Source organism: Pantoea sp. 9140 (genome assembly GCF_000745295.1).
Lineage (GTDB): Bacteria > Pseudomonadota > Gammaproteobacteria > Enterobacterales > Enterobacteriaceae > Pantoea > Pantoea vagans.
Genome location: NZ_JQNO01000001.1, coordinates 2,498,365 through 2,523,121, shown reverse-complemented (window position 1 = coordinate 2,523,121; position 24,757 = coordinate 2,498,365). Strand labels below are relative to the sequence as shown.

The 24,757-nt window shown below is 55.5% G+C and carries 22 protein-coding genes and 1 riboswitch; of the genes, 11 read left to right on the top strand and 11 right to left on the bottom strand.

Annotated features, from left to right (window positions below; all coding sequences use genetic code 11):
- Window positions 1-98: 98 nt before the first annotated feature.
- The 6 genes from folE (at window position 99) to mglC (ending at window position 7,090) form a co-directional block, all read left to right on the top strand.
- Window positions 99-764, top strand: coding sequence for a GTP cyclohydrolase I FolE (folE, locus tag FA92_RS11800; RefSeq protein WP_013358511.1), 666 nt, complete (start codon window positions 99-101; stop codon window positions 762-764).
- 50 nt (window positions 765-814) lie between these two features.
- Window positions 815-1,978, top strand: coding sequence for a DUF418 domain-containing protein YeiB (gene yeiB, locus FA92_RS11795; RefSeq protein WP_033783689.1), 1,164 nt, complete (start codon window positions 815-817; stop codon window positions 1,976-1,978).
- Between the two features lie 147 nt (window positions 1,979-2,125).
- A complete protein-coding gene (gene galS, locus FA92_RS11790; RefSeq protein WP_013358509.1) occupies window positions 2,126-3,166 on the top strand; it encodes an HTH-type transcriptional regulator GalS in 1,041 nt (346 codons plus the stop codon).
- Between the two features lie 309 nt (window positions 3,167-3,475).
- On the top strand, window positions 3,476-4,471 hold the full coding sequence (gene mglB, locus FA92_RS11785) for a galactose/glucose ABC transporter substrate-binding protein MglB (RefSeq protein ID WP_013358508.1): 996 nt from the start codon (window positions 3,476-3,478) through the stop codon (window positions 4,469-4,471).
- 68 nt (window positions 4,472-4,539) lie between these two features.
- Window positions 4,540-6,060: a galactose/methyl galactoside ABC transporter ATP-binding protein MglA gene (mglA, locus tag FA92_RS11780; protein ID WP_013358507.1), complete on the top strand. Its 1,521-nt coding sequence runs from the start codon at window positions 4,540-4,542 to the stop codon at window positions 6,058-6,060.
- A gap of 19 nt (window positions 6,061-6,079) precedes the next feature.
- Window positions 6,080-7,090 (top strand): galactose/methyl galactoside ABC transporter permease MglC, encoded by a 1,011-nt coding sequence (gene mglC / locus FA92_RS11775; RefSeq protein ID WP_013358506.1) that lies wholly within the window; start codon window positions 6,080-6,082, stop codon window positions 7,088-7,090.
- 658 nt (window positions 7,091-7,748) lie between these two features.
- Here the strand turns inward: mglC and sanA are convergent.
- The 6 genes from sanA to metG form a co-directional block, all read right to left on the bottom strand.
- The gene (gene sanA / locus FA92_RS11770) at window positions 7,749-8,468 is read right to left on the bottom strand and encodes an outer membrane permeability protein SanA (protein ID WP_013358504.1); all 720 of its coding nucleotides are present in this window, start codon (window positions 8,466-8,468) and stop codon (window positions 7,749-7,751) included.
- Window positions 8,469-8,603: 135 nt separating this feature from the next.
- Window positions 8,604-10,301: an NAD-dependent malic enzyme gene (locus FA92_RS11765; protein WP_013358503.1), complete on the bottom strand. Its 1,698-nt coding sequence runs from the start codon at window positions 10,299-10,301 to the stop codon at window positions 8,604-8,606.
- 269 nt (window positions 10,302-10,570) lie between these two features.
- Window positions 10,571-11,461: a cytidine deaminase gene (gene cdd, locus FA92_RS11760; protein ID WP_033783688.1), complete on the bottom strand. Its 891-nt coding sequence runs from the start codon at window positions 11,459-11,461 to the stop codon at window positions 10,571-10,573.
- Window positions 11,462-11,581: 120 nt separating this feature from the next.
- Window positions 11,582-12,274 (bottom strand): CidB/LrgB family autolysis modulator, encoded by a 693-nt coding sequence (locus FA92_RS11755; RefSeq protein ID WP_033783687.1) that lies wholly within the window; start codon window positions 12,272-12,274, stop codon window positions 11,582-11,584.
- On the bottom strand, window positions 12,267-12,659 hold the full coding sequence (locus FA92_RS11750) for a CidA/LrgA family protein (RefSeq protein ID WP_013358500.1): 393 nt from the start codon (window positions 12,657-12,659) through the stop codon (window positions 12,267-12,269). Before FA92_RS11750 ends, FA92_RS11755 begins: the two co-directional genes overlap by 8 nt.
- A 228-nt stretch (window positions 12,660-12,887) precedes the next feature.
- Window positions 12,888-14,921, bottom strand: a complete 2,034-nt coding sequence (gene metG / locus FA92_RS11745; RefSeq protein WP_033783686.1) for a methionine--tRNA ligase — start codon at window positions 14,919-14,921, stop codon at window positions 12,888-12,890.
- Window positions 14,922-15,098: 177 nt separating this feature from the next.
- Between metG and apbC the strand changes: the two genes are divergently transcribed.
- On the top strand, window positions 15,099-16,211 hold the full coding sequence (gene apbC, locus FA92_RS11740) for an iron-sulfur cluster carrier protein ApbC (RefSeq protein ID WP_033733277.1): 1,113 nt from the start codon (window positions 15,099-15,101) through the stop codon (window positions 16,209-16,211).
- Here the strand turns inward: apbC and FA92_RS11735 are convergent.
- Window positions 16,208-16,663: a GNAT family N-acetyltransferase gene (locus tag FA92_RS11735; RefSeq protein ID WP_013358497.1), complete on the bottom strand. Its 456-nt coding sequence runs from the start codon at window positions 16,661-16,663 to the stop codon at window positions 16,208-16,210. The two genes, apbC and FA92_RS11735, sit on opposite strands and share 4 nt — an antisense overlap.
- A 234-nt stretch (window positions 16,664-16,897) precedes the next feature.
- Between FA92_RS11735 and ahpC the strand changes: the two genes are divergently transcribed.
- Window positions 16,898-17,461 (top strand): alkyl hydroperoxide reductase subunit C, encoded by a 564-nt coding sequence (ahpC, locus tag FA92_RS11730; protein WP_013358496.1) that lies wholly within the window; start codon window positions 16,898-16,900, stop codon window positions 17,459-17,461.
- Window positions 17,462-17,532: 71 nt separating this feature from the next.
- Window positions 17,533-19,101, top strand: coding sequence for an alkyl hydroperoxide reductase subunit F (gene ahpF / locus FA92_RS11725; RefSeq protein ID WP_033783685.1), 1,569 nt, complete (start codon window positions 17,533-17,535; stop codon window positions 19,099-19,101).
- Window positions 19,102-19,155: 54 nt separating this feature from the next.
- Here the strand turns inward: ahpF and FA92_RS11720 are convergent, their stop codons facing one another.
- Both FA92_RS11720 and FA92_RS11715 read right to left on the bottom strand, forming a co-directional pair.
- Window positions 19,156-20,115 carry an AEC family transporter gene (locus FA92_RS11720; RefSeq protein WP_033783684.1) on the bottom strand — a complete coding sequence of 320 codons (960 nt, stop codon included), beginning with the start codon at window positions 20,113-20,115 and terminating at the stop codon, window positions 19,156-19,158.
- Between the two features lie 97 nt (window positions 20,116-20,212).
- Window positions 20,213-20,410, bottom strand: a complete 198-nt coding sequence (locus tag FA92_RS11715; RefSeq protein WP_033783683.1) for a hypothetical protein — start codon at window positions 20,408-20,410, stop codon at window positions 20,213-20,215.
- 298 nt (window positions 20,411-20,708) lie between these two features.
- Window positions 20,709-20,805, top strand: a riboswitch (TPP riboswitch).
- Window positions 20,806-20,839: 34 nt separating this feature from the next.
- Between FA92_RS11715 and thiM the strand changes: the two genes are divergently transcribed.
- Entirely contained in the window at window positions 20,840-21,637 is a 798-nt protein-coding gene (gene thiM, locus FA92_RS11710; RefSeq protein WP_033783682.1) for a hydroxyethylthiazole kinase, read from the top strand.
- Window positions 21,624-22,424 carry a bifunctional hydroxymethylpyrimidine kinase/phosphomethylpyrimidine kinase gene (gene thiD, locus FA92_RS11705; RefSeq protein WP_033783680.1) on the top strand — a complete coding sequence of 267 codons (801 nt, stop codon included), beginning with the start codon at window positions 21,624-21,626 and terminating at the stop codon, window positions 22,422-22,424. Before thiM ends, thiD begins: the two co-directional genes overlap by 14 nt.
- A 46-nt stretch (window positions 22,425-22,470) precedes the next feature.
- On the opposite strand, the gene FA92_RS11700 is transcribed toward thiD, so the two are convergent.
- Together FA92_RS11700 and FA92_RS11695 are read right to left on the bottom strand one after the other, a co-directional pair.
- Window positions 22,471-23,157 carry a GntR family transcriptional regulator gene (locus FA92_RS11700; protein ID WP_033783679.1) on the bottom strand — a complete coding sequence of 229 codons (687 nt, stop codon included), beginning with the start codon at window positions 23,155-23,157 and terminating at the stop codon, window positions 22,471-22,473.
- A 100-nt stretch (window positions 23,158-23,257) separates the two neighbouring features.
- Window positions 23,258-24,718 (bottom strand): mannitol dehydrogenase family protein, encoded by a 1,461-nt coding sequence (locus tag FA92_RS11695; protein WP_033783677.1) that lies wholly within the window; start codon window positions 24,716-24,718, stop codon window positions 23,258-23,260.
- Between the last annotated feature and the right edge of the window lie 39 nt (window positions 24,719-24,757).

Below are 24,757 nucleotides of genomic sequence, written 5' to 3'. Positions count from 1 at the left end.
TTGCTGGATTCCCCGCAAAGAAAGTTTCACAATACGCGCCTGATTACAGGGCCCGCAGGCAAAAGCTTGCGGGCGCAACACCAGCCGGAGAAGAGTAAATGAGCACCCTAAGTCAGGAAGCTGCCCTGGTTCACGAAGCGCTGCTGGCGCGTGGACTGGAAACGCCGTTACGTGCACCGACGCGCGACATAGATAAAGAGACGCGTAAAAGCCTGATTGCCGGGCACATGACGGAAATCATGCAGCTGCTGAATCTGGATCTTGAAGATGACAGCCTGATGGAAACGCCGCATCGCATCGCCAAAATGTATGTGGACGAGGTCTTTTCCGGTCTCGATTACGCCAACTTCCCGAAAATCACCGTCATTGAAAATAAAATGAAGGTCGACGAGATGGTGACCGTGCGTGATATCACCCTGACCAGCACCTGTGAACACCACTTTGTGATCATCGATGGCAAAGCTACGGTCGCCTATATTCCCAAGGAAAAGGTGATTGGCCTGTCGAAAATCAACCGCATTGTGCAGTTCTTCGCCCAGCGCCCGCAGGTGCAGGAGCGTCTGACGCAGCAGGTGCTGGTTGCACTGCAGACGCTGCTGGGCACCAATAATGTGGCGGTCTCGATTGATGCAGTGCATTACTGTGTGAAAGCGCGTGGCGTAAAAGATGCCACCAGCGCCACTACCACGACCTCTCTGGGCGGCCTGTTCAAGTCCAGTCAGAATACCCGCCAGGAATTTTTGCGCGCGGTACGCCATAGTTGAGTTAACGGCGGGCACATGATGTTGCCCGCGTCGTCAATGCAGGGTGCCGCATGCAACAACGCTATCACGCGCTGGATTTCATTCGTGGATGTGCCATTCTCGGCATCCTGCTGCTCAATATTGTCGGCTTCGGCCTGCCTTCTGCTGCTTACCTGAATCCGGCCTGGCAGGGCAGCGTCAGCCTCTCCGATGTCTGGACCTGGGCACTTTCTGACGTCTTTGCTCAGCTCAAATTCCTCACCCTGTTTGCACTGCTGTTTGGCGCAGGTCTGCAAATGCAGCTGCCGCGCGGCAGTCGCTGGCTGACAGCCCGGCTTTCCATTCTGGTACTCATCGGTTTTCTGCATGGTGTCTTTCTCTGGGAGGGCGACATCCTGCTGGACTACGGCATTATCGGGCTGGTGGTCTGGCGGGTGCTGCGTGATGTGCCTTCAACCCGCAGCCTGATGAATACCGGCATTCTGCTCTATCTGGTGGGCTGCGGCGTGCTGCTGGTGTTTGGGTCGATCTCCGATCCCGAACCGACGCGATCCTGGCTGCCGGGCGCAGCCGATCTGCAATATGAGCAGTACTGGAAACTCGCCGGCGGCTGGGAAGCGATACAGAACCGGCTGGACCATCTCTCGTCAGGGCTGATGGCGCTGGCGGCGCAGTATGGCTGGCAGCTGGCGGGCTTAATGATGATTGGTGGCGCACTGCTGCGCAGCGGCTGGCTGACAGGGGAGTTTCCTCTCCGCCACTATCGTCAGGCGGCGGCCCTGCTGCTGACAATGGGCTTCTCCATTGCGGTGGCCGGTGTGGCAGCGCAATGGCTGTTACATTGGGAATTCCGCTGGACGGCTTTTTACCTGCAGGCTCCGCGCGATCTCGCCAGCCCGCTGATTAGCCTGGGCTATGCCGCGCTCTGCCTGGCGTACTGGCCGCTAATCTCGCGCTGGCGCATCAGCCACGCCATCCAGTGCGTGGGCCGTATGGCGCTGACCAACTATCTGCTGCAAACGCTTATCTGTACCACGCTGTTCTATCGCTTTGGCTTCTATATGCACTTCACTCGGCTGGAACTGGTGATGATGGTGCCTGCGGTGTGGCTCATCAATATCCTGTTTTCACTCATCTGGTTACATTTCTTCGCCCAGGGTCCGCTGGAATGGCTGTGGCGGCGACTTACGCTGCTCTCAGCCGGCAAATCACGCATTACCGACAACGCCAGATAATGACCGCCATCACAAAGGTTACAGAATTGTATGTAACCGTTTTCATTGATGTGACGCAATTCACGCTGTACGCCTCCTGCCCCTGACAGAATAGCGCCGGTGTTCAACCCGGCGTGATGCCCTATTTTTCCTTTCTGGAACTGCTGCATGATAACTATTCGTGATGTTGCCCGTCAGGCTGGCGTGTCAGTGGCGACCGTGTCGCGCGTTCTCAATCAGAGCAACGCCGTGACCTCTGACACCCGCGACGCCGTGTTGCAGGCGGTTGAGGCGCTGGGCTATCGCCCCAACGCCAACGCCCAGGCGCTGGCGACGCAGGTCAGCGATACGATCGGGGTCGTGGTGATGGATGTCTCAGATCCCTTCTTCGGGGCGCTGGTTAAAGCAGTGGATACCGTGGCGCAGCGCGTGCACAAGCATGTATTAATCAGCAACTCCTGGCATCAGGAAGAGAAAGAGCGTCATGCTATCGAGGTGCTGATCCGGCAGCGCTGCAGCGCCCTGGTGGTTCACGCGAAAACGCTGCCGGACGCGGAGCTGGCGGACTTTATGCAGCACGTGCCTGGCATGGTGGTGATTAACCGCATCGTCCCAGGATTCGAACACCGCAGCGTCAGTCTGGATAACGTCACCGGGGCGCTGATGGCCTCAAGAACCCTGCTGCAACAGGGGCATAGCCGCATTGGCTATCTCTGCTCCAGCCATCCCATTGAGGATGTCGCGCAGCGCCGTGAAGGGTGGATGCAGGCGATGGCAGAGCAGGGCATCCGGCCGCAGGAGAGCTGGATTGCCAGCGCAGAGCCAGATATGCAGGGGGGCGAAGCGGCGATGGTGGAGCTGCTGGGGCGTAACCTCAACCTGACTGCGGTGTTTGCCTATAACGACGGCATGGCGGCTGGCGCCCTCACTGCGCTGAAAGACAACGGCATCCAGGTGCCACAGCATTTTTCTGTCATTGGCTTTGATGACATCCCCATCTCCCGTTACACCGATCCACAGTTAACCACTGTGCGCTATCCCATTGTATCTATGGCAAAAATTGCCACTGAGCTGGCACTGCAGGGCGCAGCCGGACTGCTTGATGACACCGCAACCCACATCTTTATGCCAACCCTGGTGCGGCGTCATTCGGTGGCGCAGCGGCAAAATGTGGAGTCCGTCACTAATTCAGGCGATTCAGGCATGTAACCGTTTTCAATCTGTGATTGTATTCACAGTTAATTAACATTGCCCTCACTATGATGGCAGCGTCTTACCGGACTGAAACATTATGTAACGCCAGTGTAACGGCATCAGTTGTGGTCTCAGTAGCCGGTTAAAGGGTTTATACCCTCTTCATGGAAGCGTTCTGGCACAGGGAAGTCAGGTTTTAGACGGCGTTTAACGGCTTAACATCTTCATTATGTTAGCCAGCGCGCCGATCTGTTTTACCGATTGCGCTCACGCACGTTTAGCGTTAGCGCTAAAAAGACCCTGCATAATAAAACCGGAGATACCATGAATAAGAAGGTTTTCACGCTTACAGCACTGGTTGCCAGCATGATGTTTGGTGCAACCGCTCACGCAGCTGACACCCGTATCGGCGTGACCATTTACAAATATGATGACAACTTCATGTCAATGGTGCGCAAAGACATCGAGAAAGAAGCGAAAGCGATCGGTGGCGTACAGCTGCTGATGAATGACTCGCAGAACGACCAGTCCAAACAGAACGATCAGGTTGACGTGCTGATGGCAAAAGGCGTGAAAGCGCTGGCGATTAACCTGGTTGACCCGGCTGCCGCTGCCGTCATCGTAGACAAAGCGCGTGCCAACGAAGTACCGGTTGTCTTCTTCAACAAAGAACCCAACGCCAAAGTGCTGGCCGGTTATGACAAAGCTTACTATGTCGGTACCGATTCCAAAGAGTCTGGCATCATTCAGGGTCAGCTGATCGAGAAGCACTGGAAAGCGACCCCAGCCTGGGATCTGAACAAAGATGGCACCATTCAGTTCGTCCTGCTGAAAGGCGAGCCAGGCCATCCGGATGCTGAAGCCCGTACTAAATATGTCATCGACACGCTGAACAAAGATGGTCTGAAGACACAGCAGTTAGCGATGGATACGGCGATGTGGGACACTGCACAGGCCAAAGATAAGATGGATGCGTGGCTGTCAGGCCCGAACGCCAAGAAAATTGAAGTCGTGATTGCCAACAACGATGCGATGGCGATGGGTGCCGTTGAAGCGCTGAAAGCGCACAACATGACCTCCATTCCTGTCTTCGGTGTCGATGCCCTGCCAGAAGCGCTGGCGCTGGTGAAATCCGGTGCGCTGGCCGGTACCGTGCTGAACGATGCGGAAAACCAGGCGAAAGCGACGCTGGATATTGCCAACAACCTGGCGAACGGCAAAGCGGCAACCGACGGAACGAACTTCAAGATGGTCGATAAGATCGTCCGCGTTCCTTACGTGCCGGTTGATAAAGAAAATCTGTCTCAGTTCTCGAAATAAGATCGATTACGGGCGCGACCGCTGTCGCGCCTTTTTTATGTCACCACCGTTTTTTAGCCAGGTAAAATATGGCCAGTGATAACACGACCGCGCAGCGAGAATATTTGCTGGAAATGACGAATGTTTCGAAATCATTTCCCGGCGTTAAAGCGTTAGATAATGTGAATTTAAAAGTGCGGCCTCACTCTGTTCATGCATTAATGGGCGAGAACGGTGCCGGGAAATCCACCTTATTAAAATGCCTGTTTGGTATTTATAAAAAAGATACCGGCAGTATCCTGTTTCAGGGTAAAGAGATTGACTATAAAAGCTCTAAAGAGGCGCTGGAAAATGGCGTATCGATGGTGCATCAGGAATTAAACCTGGTTCTGCAGCGTACCGTGATGGATAACATGTGGCTGGGGCGTTATCCGCGCAAAGGCTTCTTTGTCGATCAGGATAAAATGTACCAGGACACCAAAGCGATTTTTGACGAGCTGGATATCGATATCGATCCGCGCGACAAAGTGGCTAATCTTTCTGTGTCGCAGATGCAGATGATTGAAATTGCCAAAGCGTTCTCCTACGACGCGAAAATTGTGATTATGGATGAGCCAACTTCCTCGTTAACCGAGAAAGAGGTGAATCACCTGTTCACGATTATTCGTAAGCTGAAAGATCGCGGCTGCGGTATTGTTTATATTTCGCACAAGATGGAAGAGATTTTCCAGCTGTGTGATGAGATCACAATTCTGCGTGATGGGCAGTGGATCACCTCTCAGCCGCTGGAAGGGCTGGATATGGATAAGATCATCGCCATGATGGTCGGCCGTTCACTGAACCAGCGTTTCCCTGACCGTACCAACGTGCCAGGCGAGACGATTCTTGAGGTGCGTAATCTGACGTCACTGCGTCAGCCATCGATTCGCGACATCTCATTTGATCTGCGTAAAGGGGAGATACTCGGCATTGCCGGGCTGGTGGGCGCTAAACGTACAGATATCGTCGAAACGCTGTTTGGCATTCGCGAGAAATCGGGCGGCACCATTAAACTGCATGGCAAACCGATTAATAATCACAGCGCCAATGAAGCGATTAACCACGGTTTTGCGCTGGTAACCGAAGAGCGGCGTTCAACGGGTATTTATGCTTACCTGGATATTGGTTTTAACTCGCTTATTTCCAATATTAAAAAATATAAAAACAGTATGGGACTGCTGGATAATAAACGCATGAAGAGTGATACCCAATGGGTTATCGATTCAATGCGCGTAAAAACGCCAGGTCATCATACACAAATTGGTTCGCTTTCGGGCGGTAACCAGCAAAAAGTGATTATTGGCCGCTGGTTATTGACCCAGCCTGAAATCCTGATGCTTGATGAACCAACTCGCGGTATTGATGTTGGTGCGAAATTCGAAATTTACCAGCTGATTGCTGAGCTCGCGAAAAGAGAAAAAGGCATCATTATTATCTCATCCGAAATGCCGGAGCTGTTAGGCATTACCGATCGTATTCTGGTAATGAGTAATGGTCTGGTAGCAGGCATAGTTGATACCAAAACGACCACGCAGAACGAAATATTGCGTTTAGCGTCATTACACCTTTAATGAAGCAAGGGCTGTTAACATGAAAGCGACTACAAAAAAGAATGCGCTAACCTGGTTAAAAGAGGGCGGCATTTATGTCGTTCTGCTGGTATTGCTGGCTATTATTATTTTCCAGGACCCGACATTTTTAAGTTTAATGAACCTGAGTAATATTCTGACCCAATCTTCGGTGCGCATTATTATTGCACTGGGTGTGGCGGGTCTGATTGTGACCCAGGGTACTGACCTGTCAGCCGGACGTCAGGTCGGCTTAGCGGCGGTCGTTGCCGCGACGCTGTTGCAGGCGATGGATAACGCGAACAAAGTCTTCCCGACGCTGGATACGGTGCCGATTCCACTGGTGATCCTGACCGTGTGCATCATTGGCGGCGTGATTGGTCTGGTCAACGGTGTGATTATTGCCTACCTGAAGGTGACGCCATTTATCACCACGCTGGGCACCATGATTATCGTTTACGGTATCAACTCACTCTATTACGACTTTGTGGGTGCCTCGCCGATTGCCGGTTTTGATGCAGGGTTCTCGAAATTTACTCAGGGCTTCTTACGCTTTGGTGATTTTAAACTCTCATTCATCACGTTCTATGCCGTGATTGCCATTATTTTCGTCTGGATTCTGTGGAACAAAACCCGCTTCGGTAAAAACATTTTTGCTATCGGCGGTAACCCTGAAGCGGCGAAAGTGTCAGGCGTGAACGTGCCTTTGAACCTGATCATGATTTATGCCCTGTCAGGTGTGTTCTACGCCTTTGGCGGGATGCTTGAAGCCGGTCGTATCGGTTCTGCCACCAATAACCTCGGCTTTATGTATGAGCTGGATGCCATTGCGGCCTGTGTGGTCGGCGGCGTCTCCTTCGCCGGTGGTGTGGGTAGTGTGGCGGGTGTCGTCACCGGTGTGCTGATCTTCACCGTTATTAACTACGGTCTGACCTATATCGGCGTCAACCCATACTGGCAGTACATCATTAAGGGCGGCATCATCATCTTCGCCGTGGCGCTGGATTCACTGAAATATTCTCGTAAGAAGTAAGTTTTATTCAACGCTAAGGAAGCGACCTTCGGGTCGCTTTTTTTATGGGGGTGAGTGCTGGGAGGGTTGATTTGAGACGGAGTATGCGAAGGGAACACGGTCAGATCGAAAAGACGCAAAATCTGTTATCCGTTACATGCCCGGCCTATAACATCCCTGGCGTAGGGAGCTTTTAATGGGGTAAGTGCTGGAGTTGCTGCTTTGATACGGAGTATGCGAAGGGAACAGGGTCAGATCGGAAAGACGCAAAAGCCGTCATCCATGACACGCTCGGCCCGCGCGATTACGCATCTCATCCCTGAGGTGCGCCCGTAAACGGGCCAACGCGTTGCGTTGTTCAAAAACGCTCCCGGCGTTTTTGTCCATGGCGCGGGACGCTTTCCTCTTCTGACTGTGTTCCCTGCGCTTCAGGCTTTTTTATTGCTGTTAGATTCGCCTAAGCCTCAGGGAATTCAAACAGACGACTCACCCACTTAAAACGATGGGAGCGTACGCCTGCAGCAAAGCATAGCGGGCCATGGATGGCCCGCGCTGAGCCTGCCAGGGATGGCGTCTTTTGCGTCTTTGCGAAAGGCGTATGCTCCCTGAGTCTTGTACCTTGCTGCCAGACTGCAGCTCAGCGCATATAACAGAGTTTCATTAAACCGCTGAACGTCAGCTATTTCCGCAGCTTCTGTTCCAGCTCCAGCAGCTGCTCCGGCGTCACCGCCGGGTAACTCTGTGCATCCTCAGGAACATCGTGTACGGCGGGAATCGGCACCAGCGGGCCTAAGAAACGGGGTTCACGCTTGAGCAGGAAGAGATCCGCCAGTGCGCCCAGCCGGGCACCCACTTCACGGAAGCGCACGCTCAGCATGTTTTTCGGTGAAGGCACCGCATAACACTGCGCCTGAATACCCAGCTGCAGGGCGATAAACAGCGCGCGCTCACAGTGGAAGCGTTGCGTGATAATAATGAAGTCGTTGGTATCAAACACTTTGCGGGTGCGCACAATCGAATCCAGCGTCCGGAACCCGGCATAATCGAGCACGATATCAGCTGGATCAACACCAGCTTTGATAAGATCGCGGCGCATCGTCATCGGCTCGTTATAGCTTTGCAGCGCGTTATCACCGCTGAGCAGCAGATAATTCACCTTGCCGCTGTTATAGGCATTCAGCGCACCCTGCATACGATAGAGGTAATACTGATTAATGACGCCGGTACGATAATATTTAGCTGTACCCAGTACCACGCCCACCTGACGATGCGGCAATGAGGCAACATTTTCGTAGATAAAAGGCGCAGTTTTCCAGCTGATCCAGCGATCAAGGCCGAGCGCCGTTGCCACCATCAGTAAGATGATGAAAAGCAGACCAATGAGAACGCGTTTCAGCATGCGCCTGGAGACTCGATGTCAGAATGTTGAGATGGGACAAGGCTACTTGAGCAGCCGCAGCGAAGCAAGTTACTGCCGGCTGGCTGTACTCTTTTTGAACACTGCCGGATCAAGGGCGATCCGGCAGCGGGAAGATTAAATCGAGGTACGACGATAGTGACGATACTGCGGCAGCCAGAAGTTGTTGGCGATAGCCTGTGACAACACATCTTCTGAGGTCACCACGGCGACACCGGCCAGCTGAGCGGCTTTACCCACTTCCATCGCAATGATTTTCGACACGCCCTGAATATCTTTAATCTCAGGCAGCACCGGGCCTTCGCCTTCGTTCACCAGCGGAGAGCAGTCGGCGAGCGCGCGGCTGGCGGTCATCAGCATCGTATCGGTAACACGGCTGGCACCTGCGGCAATCACACCCAGACCAATGCCCGGGAAGATGTAGGAGTTATTGCACTGCGCAATCGGGTAAGTTTTACCATTCCAGCTCACCGGCGAGAACGGGCTGCCGGTTGCGACCAGCGCAGCACCGTCAGTCCAGGCGATAATATCGGCTGGCGTCGCTTCCACGCGTGATGTCGGGTTCGACAGCGGCATCACGATAGGGCGCTTACAGTGCTTGTGCATCTCACGGATGATCTCTTCGGTGAACAGACCCGGCTGGCCGGAAACACCAATCAGAATATCGGGCTGAGCATTACGCACCACATCCAGCAGCGAGATTGCATCATTGGTCACATCCCAGTGCTGCAGGCTTTCGCTCTTCTGCACCAGCTTGCTCTGGAAATCGAGCAGGTTAGGCAGCTTGTCCGTCAGCAGACCAAAGCGATCTACCATCATCACCCGGCCACGGGCTTCCGCGTCGCTCAGACCTTCTGATTTCATCTGCGCGATGATCTGTTCAGCGATACCACAACCCGCAGAACCGGCACCCAGGAACACCACTTTCTGTTCGCACAGGCGGCTACCGGCTGCGCGGCTGGCGGCAATCAGCGTGCCGACAGTAACGGCGGCGGTGCCCTGAATATCATCGTTAAAGCAGCAGACTTCATCGCGATAGCGGTTCAGCAGCGGCATGGCGTTCTTCTGGGCGAAATCTTCAAACTGCAACAGCACTTTCGGCCAGCGGCGCTTAACGGCCTGAATAAATTCGTTCACGAACTCGTCGTACTCTTCGCCGGTAATGCGCGGATGACGCCAGCCCATATAGAGTGGATCGTTCAGCAGTTGCTGGTTATTGGTGCCGACATCCAGCACCACCGGCAGGGTGTAAGCCGGGCTGATGCCGCCACAGGCGGTATAGAGTGACAGCTTACCAATCGGGATACCCATCCCACCGATGCCCTGATCGCCCAGGCCCAGGATGCGCTCGCCATCGGTCACCACAATCACCTTCACATTCTGCTTGGTGGCGTTTTGCAGCATATCTTCGATGCGGTCGCGGTTAGGGTAGGAGATGAACACGCCACGCGCACGACGGTAGATTTCAGAGAAGTGTTCGCAGGCTGCGCCGACGGTGGGCGTATAGATGATGGGCATCATCTCTTCAAGATGGTTATCCAGCAGGCGGTAAAACAGCGTTTCGTTGGTGTCCTGGATGTTACGCAGGTAGACATGCTTATCGTTATTGTTTTTGAAGTCCTGGAACTGACGCCAGGCACGCTGCGCCTGCTCTTCAATCGATTCCACCGCTTCTGGCAGCAGACCGTTGAGGTTGAATTCGTTACGTTCTTCGATGCTAAAGGCGCTGCCTTTGTTCAGCAGGGGGAATTCCAGCAAAATCGGGCCAGCATAAGGGATATACAGCGGGCGTTTACTTTCGTAGTCGAGTTCCATGCGGTAATGCTCCGGTTGCAGTGTTGTCTGGCGTCACGCCGGAAAGGTAGCGCCAGTTTTCTCACCCGTTATAGCTCAGACTGCAGGTCCGGCAGCAGCAGGGTAACCGCTGCAGAAACAGTCACGACCGTGCTGCTATCCTGCAACCTGAATTATTCAGAGTAATTTGTAATGACGTGAATTCTGGCGCCAGATCCTATGAAATTTCCCACAGAAGTACAGCGTTTGTTAATAAAAGCTCACAAAACTGTGGCCTCTCTGACAGCGGGTTATGCTTTGTTCAGCGTCACCTGCAGCAGCTCACCGCAACCAAATGTCTCAAGCGTCGCCTGCGTGGCGGCGAACTGGCTTAACGTGGCATTTTCTACTTCGGCTAAAACCGCTTTTTTTATCTGACGAACATCGCCGCCCTGCATGTTCAGCAGGACCAGTGCTGCCTGAAGCGGTGGGAAGCTCGGGTTAAACGCAGCATTTTCCGCATAACGACCAGCCACAATCTTGTCATCCGTGGTGAGCAGCGCAACACCCGCATGGGACTGGCTGTAGGGCGCGTGGCTGGCATTGGCGGCGGCAACCGCAGCCTGCACCAGCTCATCACCTTCGGCCACATAGCCGTGATCCACCTCGTCCATCAGGAAGGTCGTGATGTCGAGATCGCGCGGGCCAAAGGCATCCGGCAGATAATCGGCCAGGGTGCTGATTGCACGCTGCGGCAGGCTGATGCGAATGCTGGTGCCGCTGTTCAGTTCATTCATAAACTGACGGCAGTGACCGCACGGCGTGTAGTTAACGGTGATGGTCTCAAGCTGGCGCTCGCCGCGCAGCCATGCATGGGTAATGGCGCTCTGCTCAGCGTGAACCGTCTGCTGCATCGGCGTGCCGACAAATTCCATATTAGCGCCGAAGTACCAGGTGCCGCTCACGCCACGGGCAATCGCCCCGACGTTGAAATGGGAGACGGTGGCAACGGCGCAGGACGCCGCCAGCGGCAGCAGCGTCAGCGCCAGCGTATCGGCATCCATCTGCGTCTGTTGCTGCAGTGCGGCGACCTGGTCGGCGCTGAGTACCGCGTGGAAGTCAGGATCGTCCAGCAGGGGAGCGAGTGCAGTTTGCAGCGTTGACGGCAGTGCCTCAAAAGCAGAGAGGAAACGGGAGTGCATGTGAGCCTCATTAAATTCAGCAGGGCGATGTGCCAGTCACCGGTTTATATGTGATCCACATCGCTCTGACAATGTAACCTGTGTTGCATGTTTCAACTTTGCGAGATCTCTCGCAAACTTTCAGCCAAACCAGTGCATCAGCAGCGGAAAAATAAAGGGTGCCAGGAGGGAGGTGATGATGCCGCAGATCACCAGCGCCAGAGAGCTGAATGCCCCTTCCTGATAGTCAAGTTCCGCGGCGCGCGCGGTGCCCAGCGCATGCGACGCATTGCCAATTGCCAGTCCACGCGCCGCTTTCGATTTCACGCCCAGTAGATTCAGCACCGTGTGTCCGAATACCGCCCCCAGTACACCCGCAATCAGCACGCAGATAGCGCTGATGGCGGGGATGCCGTGCAGCGAGCCGGAGACGGCCATCGCGATGGGCGTGGTCACGGATTTAGGCACGATGGTGGCGGCAATTTCGGGTGTGGCACCCATCCACAGGGCAATGGCGGTGCCTGAGATCATGGCGGTCAGGCTGCCGATAAAGCAGACGCCAATAATCGATCTCCAGCGGGCGCGGATCTGATGCATCTGCTCATATAGCGGCAGTGCCAGCGCCACCACCGCCGGTTGCAGCAGCTGATTAAGAATCTGGCTACCGGCGAAATAGCGCGAGTAAGGAAGCTGCAACAGCAGCAGTATCGGGATAATGATCGCCATCGCGACCAGCAGCGGATTAAGCAGCGAGATTTTCAGCCGTATCGCCAGCTTGCGCGCCAGAAAAAAAACCGCCAGGGTCAGTGGCAGTGACCACCACATGTCACTCATCGGCTGACTCTCCGGCTGGACGGCGGCTGTGAAGCTGGTGTGCGCTGACGCCGACAATAGAGAGCACCAGGAAAGTACTGACCACACAGGAGACAACAATCGGGCCAAACTGTGCGGAGAGGATATCGGTGTAGCTCATCACCCCGACGCTGATTGGCACAAACAGCAGCGCCATATAGCGAATCAGCAGATGACAGCCCGGTTTTACCCAGCTCACCGGCAGGATCTGCGACGCCAGCAGGGCGAACAGAATGAGCATTCCCAGGATGCTGCCAGGCAGCTTAATGGGCAGCAGCGAAGCGATGCCGATACCAGCGTATAAGCAGAGATAAATGATGATAAAGGCGCGAAGATATTGTCCGCAGACAGACAGCACGGTGAGCATGGCAGGCTCCTGTTTTCACTGAGCTTCATCATACGCATTAACCGCTTAGCGTGCTAGCGATCACATTTATGCCGCGGAGTAGCAGCAACGGGCAAAGCGTTTCAGCAGAAGGAAGCGGGGCAGTAGCGGTGAGAATACGAAGCGGGGAAAATAACCCTTCGCGCCAGTTATACGGCGCGAAGGGTTCAGAACGGCACTGCGCTTAACCTTTTGAGCGTCGGCAGGCGATTACTTAACCGGCATACCCGGTACAGCACCGCTGTCGACGGAGAGTACGAACAGATCTTTGCCGCCCGGACCCGCTGACAGCACCATGCCTTCAGAGATACCAAAGCGCATTTTACGCGGCGCCAGGTTAGCCACGATAATGGTCATTTTACCGACCAGCACGGCGGGATCAGGATAGGCGGCACGAATACCTGAGAAGATCTGACGCTTCTCGCCGCCCAGGTCAAGTTGCAGACGCAGCAGCTTGTCCGAACCTTCCACCAGTTCCGCCTGCTCAATTAGCGCGACGCGCATATCGACTTTGGCGAAATCATCAATGGTGATGGTTTCACCGATCGGCGCATCGGCTAGCGGGCCCGTGGCGGCCGGTGCACTGGCGGCAGCGGCATCCTCTTTCGAAGCCTCAATCAGTCCTTCGACTTTCGCCATTTCAATGCGGCTGTAGAGCACTTTGAACGGCGCAACCTGATGATCCAGCAGCGGCTGCGCAATTGCATCCCAGCTCAGTTCACAATTGAGGAAGCCTTCTGCACGGGCGCTCAGTGATGGCAGTACCGGCTTCAGCCAGGTCATCAGAATGCGGAACAGGTTAATACCCATTGAGCAGATAGCCTGCAGATCGGCATCGCGGCCTTCCTGCTTCGCCACCACCCACGGAGCCTGTTCATCGACATAACGGTTCGCCAGGTCAGCCAGCGCCATGATTTCACGGATAGCACGGCTGTATTCGCGTGCTGCCCACGCGTCACCAATCTTTTCTGACGCATCAACGAAGGTCTGGTAGAGCGCCGGATCGGCCAGCTCTGCTGCCAGTTTGCCGTCAAAGCGTTTGGTGATAAAGCCCGCGTTACGTGACGCCAGGTTAACCACTTTGTTAACGATGTCAGCATTCACGCGCTGGACGAAATCTTCCAGATTCAGGTCGATATCGTCGATACGTGAAGAGAGTTTTGCCGCGTAGTAGTAACGCAGGCTGTCGGCATCCAGATGCTGCAGCCAGGTGCTGGCCTTAATAAAGGTGCCGCGCGACTTCGACATCTTGGCACCGTTGACGGTGACATAGCCGTGTACAAACAGGTTGTTTGGCTTGCGGAAGTTGCTGCCTTCCAGCATCGCTGGCCAGAACAGGCTGTGGAAGTAGACGATATCTTTACCGATGAAGTGATACAGCTCGGTCGTCGAGTCTTTACGCCAGAATTCGTCAAAGTCGATGTCGCCACGCTTGTCGCACAGGTTTTTGAACGAGCCCATGTAACCGATAGGCGCATCCAGCCAGACGTAGAAATATTTGCCTGGCGCGTCCGGAATTTCAAAGCCGAAATAGGGCGCATCGCGGGAGATATCCCACTGCTGCAGGCCCGATTCAAACCACTCCTGCATCTTGTTCGCCACCTGATCCTGCAGCGCACCGGAGCGGGTCCAGGCCTGCAGCATGGCGCTGAAAGACGGCAGATCAAAGAAGAAGTGCTCTGAGTCGCGCAGGACTGGCGTCGCACCGGATACCACTGATTTCGGATCGATCAGCTCGGTCGGGCTGTAGGTCGCGCTGCAGACTTCACAGTTGTCGCCATACTGGTCAGGCGATTTACATTTCGGGCAGGTGCCTTTCACAAAACGGTCCGGCAGGAACATCCCTTTTTCCGGATCGTAAAGCTGCGAGATGGTGCGGTTCTTAATAAAACCGTTCTCTTTCAGACGGCCGTAAATCAGCGCAGACAGCTCACGGTTTTCGTCGCCGTGAGTCGAATGATAGTTGTCATAGCTGACATTGAAGCCGGCAAAGTCGGCTTCATGCTCGCTTTTCATCTCTGCAATCATCTGCTCCGGTGCAATGCCTAGCTGCTGAGCTTTCAGCATGATCGGCGTGCCATGCGCATCATCGGCGCAGATGAAGTAAACCTGATTGCCACGCATTCGCTGATAACGCACCCAAATGTCTGCCTGGATATGCTCGAGCATGTGGCCGAGATGGATTGATCCGTTCGCGTAAGGCAGTGCGCACGTTACCAGAATTTTTTTAGCGACTTGAGTCATAGTTTGCGTAGCTTTCTGTTGATTGAAAAAACGGGCTTAGATGGTAACTGAAGGCTTCTCCTGCGTAAACACAAGGGATTCACCCCTGCCAGTCGCCGCAGATCCACGAGCATCTGATATCATTGACAATACATCGCTGAAACACAGCGTAAGCACAGCAGAAATAAGGAGCAGGGGATGACAGTACAATCCCGGGAACCGCATACGCCAGAGGGCCTGCGCGCCATCGTGGCCGGCGTATTGAGAAGCTTTGAGCATCCGACCCTTAAGCAGAATCTCACCGCCCTGAAGGCGTTGCATCATGTGGCGCAGCTGGATGGAACGCTGCATGTGGAACTGCTGATGCCGTTTGCCTGGGCCAGCGGGTTCGACGACCTCAAAGAGCAGGTCAGCGCCGACCTGCTGCGTCAGACCGGCGCCAGTGCCATCGACTGGCGGCTCAGCCACGATATTGCCACCCTGAAGCGGGTGAAAAACCAGCCGGGTGTGAACGGCGTCAAAAACATTATTGCGGTCAGCTCCGGCAAAGGCGGCGTCGGTAAATCCAGCACCGCCGTGAACATGGCACTGGCGCTGGCAGCAGAAGGCGCTCGGGTCGGGATTCTGGACGCCGATATCTATGGTCCGTCAGTGCCGAACATGCTCGGCACCCAGGATCAACGCCCGACCTCGCCGGATGGCACTCATATGGCACCGATCATGGCACACGGGCTAGCCACAAACTCCATCGGCTATCTGGTGACGGACGATAATGCGATGGTGTGGCGCGGGCCGATGGCCAGCAAAGCACTGATGCAGCTGCTGAATGAGACGATGTGGCCGGAGCTGGATTATCTGGTGCTGGATATGCCGCCCGGCACTGGCGACATTCAGCTGACGCTGGCGCAGAACGTGCCGGTCACCGGCGCGCTGGTAGTGACCACGCCGCAGGACATCGCCCTGATTGATGCCCGCAAAGGGCTGGTGATGTTTGAAAAGGTCAATGTGCCGGTGCTGGGCGTGGTGGAAAATATGAGCCTGCATATCTGCAGTCAGTGTGGCTTCCACGAGCCAATCTTCGGCACCGGTGGCGCGCAGAAACTGGTGGAGGATTACCAGACGCAACTGCTGGCCCAGCTGCCGCTGCACATCGATTTGCGTGAAGATCTTGATGAAGGTGAACCGACGGTAATTCGCCGTCCCGACAGCGAATTTACCGCGCTCTATCGCCAGCTGGCCGGACGCGTTGCGGCTCAGCTTTACTGGCAGGGCGACGTGATCCCCGGCGACATCGCCTTCCGCGCGCTTTAAGCCCGACCCGACCCGCTGGCATAGTGTGAGGCCAGCGGGTAGTGCATCAACACGTAGCCGCCGTGCTCGCCTTCGCCCTGTGAAATCATCTTCCAGCCATGTTGCAGATAAAAGGCCTGCGCCGCTTTGTTCTTCTGCAGGCATTTCAGCGCGCCGGTTGAGGTAAAGCGAGCTTCAACGGCTTCAAGTAAAGCGCTGCCCACGCCCCGTCCCTGCCAGTCAGGATCGACATAAAGGCTGTGCAGGAAGTTGTCGTTCTCCAGCAGCCCCGCAAATCCGACGCGCTGTCCCTCAGCTTCCGCGACCAGCACGGTTTCCCCCAGAATGACTCCATCAAAATCTTCCAGCTGCCACTCACTGCCGTCGAGCCAACGCCAGTTGTGTCGCCGCGCCGCCAGAAACAGCGTACGCAGGAAAGGACGATCGGCTTCCGTAAACGGACGAATCTCCACAGGTCAGCTCCCTTATCATCTTGTCTTACAAAACTAGCAGTGATTCGCGAAGACGGGCGAAAAGATAAAGCGGGTTAAATGTCATGTAAATCGCTGTACACTGCCAGCCGGGCCAGAGAGCATCAGGCTCTCAGCGTTTGATAGCTTTCGTTTATCAGATTGATAACGACCGCGTATTAGATGTTGGCCCGAAAATTATGTAACCTGCATCACATATTTTAACGGAGGCCACAGATGTCTATTATCAATACCAAAATCAAGCCGTTCAAAAACGCAGCATTCAAAAACGGCGAATTCATCGACGTAACCGAGAAAGACGTTGAAGGTAAATGGAGTGTGTTCTTCTTCTATCCAGCTGACTTCACCTTCGTCTGCCCGACCGAACTGGGCGACGTGGCTGACCACTACGAAGAATTCCAGAAACTGGGCGTAGATATCTACTCTGTTTCTACCGACACCCACTTTACCCACAAAGCCTGGCACGGTTCTTCAGACACCATCGCGAAAATTCAGTACGCGATGATCGGTGACCCGACTGGCGCGCTGACCCGTAACTTCGAAATCATGCGTGAAGACGAAGGTCTGGCTGACCGTGGTACGTTCATCGTTGACCCGGAAGGCGTTATCCAGGCTATCGAAATCACTGCTGAAGGCATTGGCCGTGACGCCTCTGACCTGCTGCGCAAAGTGAAAGCGGCTCAGTACGTGGCTTCTCACCCAGGTGAAGTGTGCCCGGCTAAATGGAAAGAAGGTGATGCAACACTGGCTCCGTCTCTGGACCTGGTTGGCAAAATCTAATTTCGCTTCGCCCTTTCGACCATTCTCCAATCGGGTGCTGCGGCACCCGATTTTTTGACCAGGATATCACTATGCTCGACACAAATTTGAAGACGCAGCTCAAGGCTTACCTTGAGAAATTAACCAAACCTGTTGAGTTGATCGCCACCCTGGATGAGGGTGCAAAATCAACCGAGATCCGTGAACTGTTGGTTGATATCGCCGGCCTGTCTGACAAAGTCAGCTTCCGCGAAGAGAACGATCGTCAGGTGCGTAAGCCTTCATTTCTGATCACTAACCCAGGTTCGAACAGCGGCCCGCGTTTTGCCGGTTCTCCACTGGGTCACGAATTTACCTCACTGGTGCTGGCACTGTTACAGACCGGTGGGCATCCGTCGAAAGAAGCACAGAGCCTGCTGGATCAGATCGCAGCCTTGGACAGTGACTTCCATTTCGAAACCTACTATTCACTCTCATGCCATAACTGCCCTGACGTGGTTCAGGCGCTGAACCTGATGGCGGTGATTAACCCGCGCATCAGCCACACCGCTATCGACGGTGGCCTGTTCCAGAATGATATTCAGGAACGCAACGTGATGGGCGTGCCAGCGGTTTACCTCAACGGTAAAGAGTTTGGTCAGGGCCGCATGAGCCTGGCCGAAATCGTCAGCAAAGTAGACACCAACGCCGATAAACGCGCAGCGGAAGAGCTGAACAAGCGTGACGCCTACGAAGTCCTGATTATCGGCAGCGGCCCGGCGGGCGCAGCGGCAGCGGTCTACTCAGCACGTAAAGGTATCCGTACTGGTCTGCTGGGCGAGCGTTTTGGCGGCCAGGTGCTGGACACGGTGGATATCGAAAACTATATCTCCGTGCTAAAAACTGAAGGGGCAAAGCTGGCAGGTTCACTGCGCGCACACGTTGATGATTACAACGTGGACGTCATCGAAAGCCAGAGCGCCATCAAACTGATTCCGGCGGCGAAAGAGGGCGGACTGCACGCCATCGAGACCGCCTCCGGCGCAGTACTGAAATCACGTAGCATCATCCTGGCGACCGGCGCACGCTGGCGCAACATGGGTGTGCCGGGTGAAGAAGAGTACCGCACCAAAGGCGTCACCTACTGCCCGCACTGCGATGGCCCGCTGTTCAAAGGCAAGCGCACGGCGGTAATCGGCGGCGGTAACTCCGGTGTTGAAGCGGCCATTGACCTGGCGGGTATCGTTGAACACGTTACGCTGCTGGAGTTTGCTGGTGAGATGCGTGCCGACCAGGTGCTGCAGGATAAACTGCGCAGTCTGAAGAACGTTGATGTGATCCTGAACGCGCAGACCACTGAAGTGAAAGGCGACGGCACCAAAGTGACCGGCCTGCACTATATTGACCGTACGACGCAGACCACCCACGAGCTGCCGCTCTCCGGTATCTTCGTTCAGATTGGTCTGCTGCCGAACACCCCATGGCTGGAAGGCGCGGTTGAGCGCAACAAGATGGGTGAGATCATCATCGACGGTAAATGCGAAACCAGCCTGAAAGGCGTATTCGCAGCGGGTGACTGCACCACCGTGCCGTACAAGCAGATCATCATCGCCAGCGGCGAAGGTGCCAAAGCCTCACTGAGCGCGTTTGATTATCTGATCCGCACTAAGTCTGCTGAATAACGTTTCGTCAGCCAGACAACAGCCCTTCAGCATCCATGCTGAAGGGCTTTTTTATTAATAGCCCGCCAGCGTCATCAGCATCATCCATACTGGCGTCGTCACCGCCGCAAATACCGTAGAAAAGAGCATACTCGCCGCCGCCGGGCCAGGAATGACATTGAACTTCTGCGACATCAGATAGACGTTAACTCCGACCGCCATCGAGCCCAGCAATACCACCACTTTACTCTCCAGCGGCGGCAAGCCGGTCAGCCAGGCAATCGCCCATACCGTCATCGGCTGCAGTATCAGCTTCAGCAGGCAGATGGTATAGCTCTCTTTAAGTCCGTCCCGCACCCGATAGTGCGCCAGGCTCATGCCCAGCGTGACCAGCGACAGCGGCGCGGCCAGTGAAGCCAGCATCTTTAACGGTTCCGCGGCGAGCATTGGCAAAGGACGCTGCAGAAAACTCCAGGCCGCTCCGCTGAGAATGCCGATGATGAGTGGATTTTTTACCACCCCAATCAGAGTGCGCCAGACGCCTTCCAGCGAGAAGTTGCCCTGTTTTGCCCACTCGACCGAAACGGTGAGTAAGGTCCAGAGGATCAGGCTGTTAAACACCAGTACCAGCGCAACCGGGGGCAGGGCTTCTGGCCCGAGCAGCACCGTAGCTACCGGGATCCCCAGCATCACGTTATTAGAAAAGATGCCGCCCAGGGCAAAGACCGAAGCCGCCACGCCATCCAGATTAAAAAGCCTTGTTGCCAGCACTCTCCCCACGATAAACACCAGCAGGCAACTGCCAAAGAAGGCCAGGAGCAGACGCGCATCCACCGGCGGACTTTGCGAGAAGGTGCTCATCACCCGAAAGAGCATGCAGGGCAGCGCGACGTTAAACACAAAGCGGTTCATCCCTTCACTGATGCTGGCGGGCCATTTTCCGAGGCGCGTCAGGCAGTATCCCAGCAAAATCAGGATAAACAGCGGAGCTGACAGATAAATTTGATGGCTAAGGCTTTCAAACAGCAGTGGCATAGGGAGAGTCTGGTCAGACGATGATTAGTTACCAGACTAACAAATTGCTAACTAACTGTTAACTATAACGGTGTCCGGATTGAGTGCAGCAGGGACGCTAGCCTAACCAGCGGCGTGCCTGTCTGTCACTGATATCGCGATAGTAGACGCGATGAATGATTTCGCCGCAGCCCGCACAGTGCGCGGAAATATAGGTGGAAAGATAAGATCTGCCATTTGGCGCGATAGCACCCCGACGTTCAATAATAATATCCTGCCATCGATGGCGGTGAGGAATAAGCGCTGATAATCGCATCATACATCCTGAATAGTATGAAGTTCCGCTCCAGAAGTTTATTAACTCACTGAAATAAAATGTTTTTTACGATGATGCTGCCGGCAGGTTAATTATTATAGGGTCACCAGAATCCCTGCGGGAAATATTACCCGTCAGGGTAATAAACAGGGCTACCTATAAAGAGGTATCCCGATAACCCGCAGCATTAAGCCTTTTTTTGTACTGCTGAGAGTTGATCGGGATCATGTGAATTGTTCCAGTTCCGATTATTTTCCAGGCTTGCTTTAACGGTACGCCTTGCCTATGCTGCAAGCCGTAACACGACTCGGGGTGCCCTTCTTTGTGAAGGCTGAGAAATACCCGTAATACCTGATCTGGATAATGCCAGCGTAGGGAAGTCTGATGCCTGACCGCATTCGCCTTCTTGTTCGCCGGTTGGGAGCAACGATGACACATCAATCTCAACACCTTTCTGCCGCGCACTTCGCGCCCGTTCTGCACACTTTCCGCCGTCAGTCACCGCTGGTGCACTGCATGACCAATGACGTGGTCCAGAATTTCACTGCCAACGTCCTGCTGGCACTCAATGCCTCACCGGCAATGGTGATCGATGCTGACGAAGCGGCACAGTTCAGCCGCTTTGCCGATGCGTTACTGATTAACGTCGGCACCTTAACCTGTGAGCGTCAGCAGGCGATGCAGGCTGCCGTCACCGCCGCCAGTGAGGCGGGAACCCCCTGGACACTCGATCCGGTCGCCGTCGGCGCGCTGACGCTGCGCAGTGACTTCTGTCAGCAGCTGCTCAGCCAGCAACCGGCGGTGATTCGCGGTAATGCGTCAGAGATTCTGGCGCTGGCACAGCAGGCCAGCGGCGGGCGCGGTGTCGATACGCTGCATCAGGCGGATGCAGCACTCGATGCGGCACAGCAACTCGCTGAGACCTGGCACACGCTGGTCATTGTCACCGGCGAAGTGGACTATGCCACCGACGGTCAGCGAATCCTCGCCATAACCGGAGGAAGTCCGTTAATGACGCGGGTGGTCGGGACCGGCTGCGCGCTCTCTGCCGTGGTCGCGGGATTCAGTGCTCTGCCGGGCGATCGGCTGATGAATGTGGCGGCAGCCTGTCAGGTCATGGCCCTGGCGGGGGAAAAGGCAGCGGCGCAGGTAGCCGGGCCGGGCAGCTTTGCGACAGCATTTATTGATGCACTCTGGACGCTGGAGGTGGAGCATGAAGCGCATTAATGCTCTGACGATTGCCGGTACCGATCCCAGCGGTGGCGCAGGCATTCAGGCCGATCTGAAAACCTTCTCCGCCCTGGGCGCCTATGGCACCAGCGTGATCACTGCACTGGTGGCGCAGAACACGCAGGGCGTGCAGTCGGTTTATCGCATTGAGCCTAACTTTGTTGCCGCTCAGCTCGATTCAGTGCTGGATGACGTGCGCATCGACAGCGCAAAAATCGGCATGCTGTCTGAAACGGCCATCGTGGAGCAGGTTGCGGCCCGGCTGAGGCGTGCTGAGATCCCGTTCGTGGTGCTGGATACGGTGATGGTCGCGAAAAGTGGCGATGCGCTGCTCTCGCCAGACGCCGTGGCCAGCGTACGCGAGCAGTTATTACCACAGGTGTCGCTGATCACGCCAAATCTGCCGGAAGCGGCGGCATTGCTGGATTGCGCTATTGCCACCGATGAGGCGGAGATGCGCGAGCAGGGACGGGCCTTGCTGGCACTCGGCTGTCAGGCGGTGCTGATGAAGGGCGGTCATCTGGCGGCGGCGGAAAGTCCGGACTGGCTGATTACTCACTCAGCAGAACAGCGATTCAGCACGCCACGCGTGCATACCCGTCATACGCACGGCACCGGCTGCACGCTGTCGGCCGCCTTAGCCGCGTTACGTCCGCGCCATAATGACTGGGCAGAGACGATTGAGGAAGCGAAAAACTGGTTGCAGCAGGCGCTGTTACAGGCGGATTCGCTGGAGGTCGGGAAGGGGATTGGACCGGTGCACCATTTTCACCAATGGTGGTAAAGGCGAAGGCCCGCATCGACCTGGTATTCAGGCCGTGCGGGCAGTTTCAGGGGGTTTCAAACCAGGCGCTGTTGCGCTCGGCAATCGGGGTGATTGAGAAGATCATCTCCTGCAGGTGACGGCGCATCGCCGCTTCGGCGGCATCGGCATCATGGCGCTTCAGCGCGGCAAAAATCTCTTCATGTTGCTCAATCAGCCTCTCCGGGGGTGAGACTTCACTCAGCGTCAGAAACCGCACCCGGTCCATGGCCGCTTTTATGTTTTCCACCGTCTCCCAGGCGAGCTTGCAGTCAATGCTTTCAGCGATCAGGCGATGAAATTCATCATCCAGAGTGAGGAATGCCTGGCTGTCATGCCGCCCGGCGGCCATGCGCTGCAACTGCAGATTGTGTTCCAGCGCCATCAGGGCGGGATCGTCAATCTCCACCGCTGCCCGCCGCACTACCGACACTTCCACCGCCTCACGGATAAAACGGCCATCCGCGACACGTTTAGCGGAGATTTTGCGCACGAAGGTGCCGCGCTGCGGCAATACCTGTACCAGTCCGGCTTCAGCCAGCTTAATGAACGCTTCACGCACCGGCTGGCGCGAAACGTTGAAGCGTGCGGAGACCTCTTTTTCAGAGAGCAGCGAACCTGGCTGAATTGCGCAGGTGACAATATCTTTGCGCAGATAACGGTAAATCTGCTGATTTACCGGTTCGCTGGTAGTAATGGTATAGGCGATCGACATGCAGCAATATCCATATTACGGCTGGCACAGGCCAGCACGATGGGAAAGTGTCAGTCTAATCAGGGTACTGCGCCTGCGCCAGTGCTTTGTGACCGCAGCATTAGCTGCGGTTCAGGTACTGATGCACTGTAGCTCGTGCGCCCTGGGTGGTGAGTTGCTGATACCAGGCCGTCAGCCGGGCGACCACGTCGCCATTCTGCGCCAGATCCTCGCCGAATACTTCGCGGATGGCGAGTAATGCCCGTACGCGAGGCTCACCCTCTTCGCTGGCGGCAACGCACTCTGCGAGCTGCGCTTTCATCGGGTCGCGGATTTCAATCGGCTGGCCCTGTTCATCAACGCCACCGACATAGCGCATCCAGCCCGCTACGCCCAGCAGCAGCAAATCGCAGTCACTGCCGCGCTGCAGGTGCCAGCGCAGGCTGTCGAGCATACGCTGTGGCAGTTTCTGTGTGCCGTCAGTGGCAATCTGTCCGGTGCGATGTTTAATCGCTCGGTTTTCATAACGAGCGATCAGCGAGTCGGCATAGGCATTGAGATCCACGCCCTGGGTCCGCAGTGTGGGTGCCTGCTCATCGATCATCAGGGAACGGGCGGCGGCACGGAAATGGGGATCGGCCATGCAGTCGCTGATGTACTCATAACCTGCCAGGAAGCCGAGGTAAGCCAGGAAAGAGTGGCTGCCATTCAACATGCGCAGTTTCATCTCTTCGTAGGGCAGGACATCACTGACCAGTTCTGCGCCCGCCTTTTCCCACGCCGGACGACCATTGACGAAGTTATCTTCAATCACCCACTGGAAGAAGGGTTCCGCTTCAACCGCAACCGGGTCGCTGGAACCCAGGCGCGCGCTCAGGGCCGCAAACGCCGCATCGGTCATCGCCGGAACGATGCGATCCACCATGGTTGAGGGGAAGGTCATGTGCTGCTGAATGTACTCTGCCAGTTCCGGATCCTGCTGCCGGGCCAGTTGCACAATCACATTACGGGTGACGTGACCATTTTCCGGCATGTTGTCACAGGACATCACGCTGAAGGCAGGTAACCCCTGGTCACGGCGGCGGCGGATCGCGGCCAGAATCAGACCCGGTAGCGAGCGCGGCGCATCCGGATGCTGCAGATCATGGACGATATCGGGATGATCGGGATTTAAATTGCCACTGGCGGGCTGATGGCAATAGCCTTTTTCAGTGACTGTCATGGAGACAATCGCCACTTCAGGCTGACTCATGGCGTTAATCACCGCCTCAATACCGTCACTTTTACCGTGCAGCGCCTGTGTGATGACACCGATCACCCGGGTATGCAGGAAATCATCGGCCATCTCTGTCAGGGTATAGAGCAGATGCTGCTCACGCAGGGCGTGAATCAGCGCGCCGCTGTTGAGGTTCACTTCGCAGTATCCCCAGTCGCTGCCCTGTTCAGCCAGCTTATCGCTGCAGAGTGCCTGATGGGCGCGATGAAACGCACCAAAACCGATATGCACCATGCGGGTTTTTAACTGGCTGCGGTCGTAAGCGGGGCGCCGGACCTCAGCGGGCAGGCGATCAATCTGTAACATAGTCCGTCCTTATGGCAAACGGGGCGCAAAGCGCCCCAA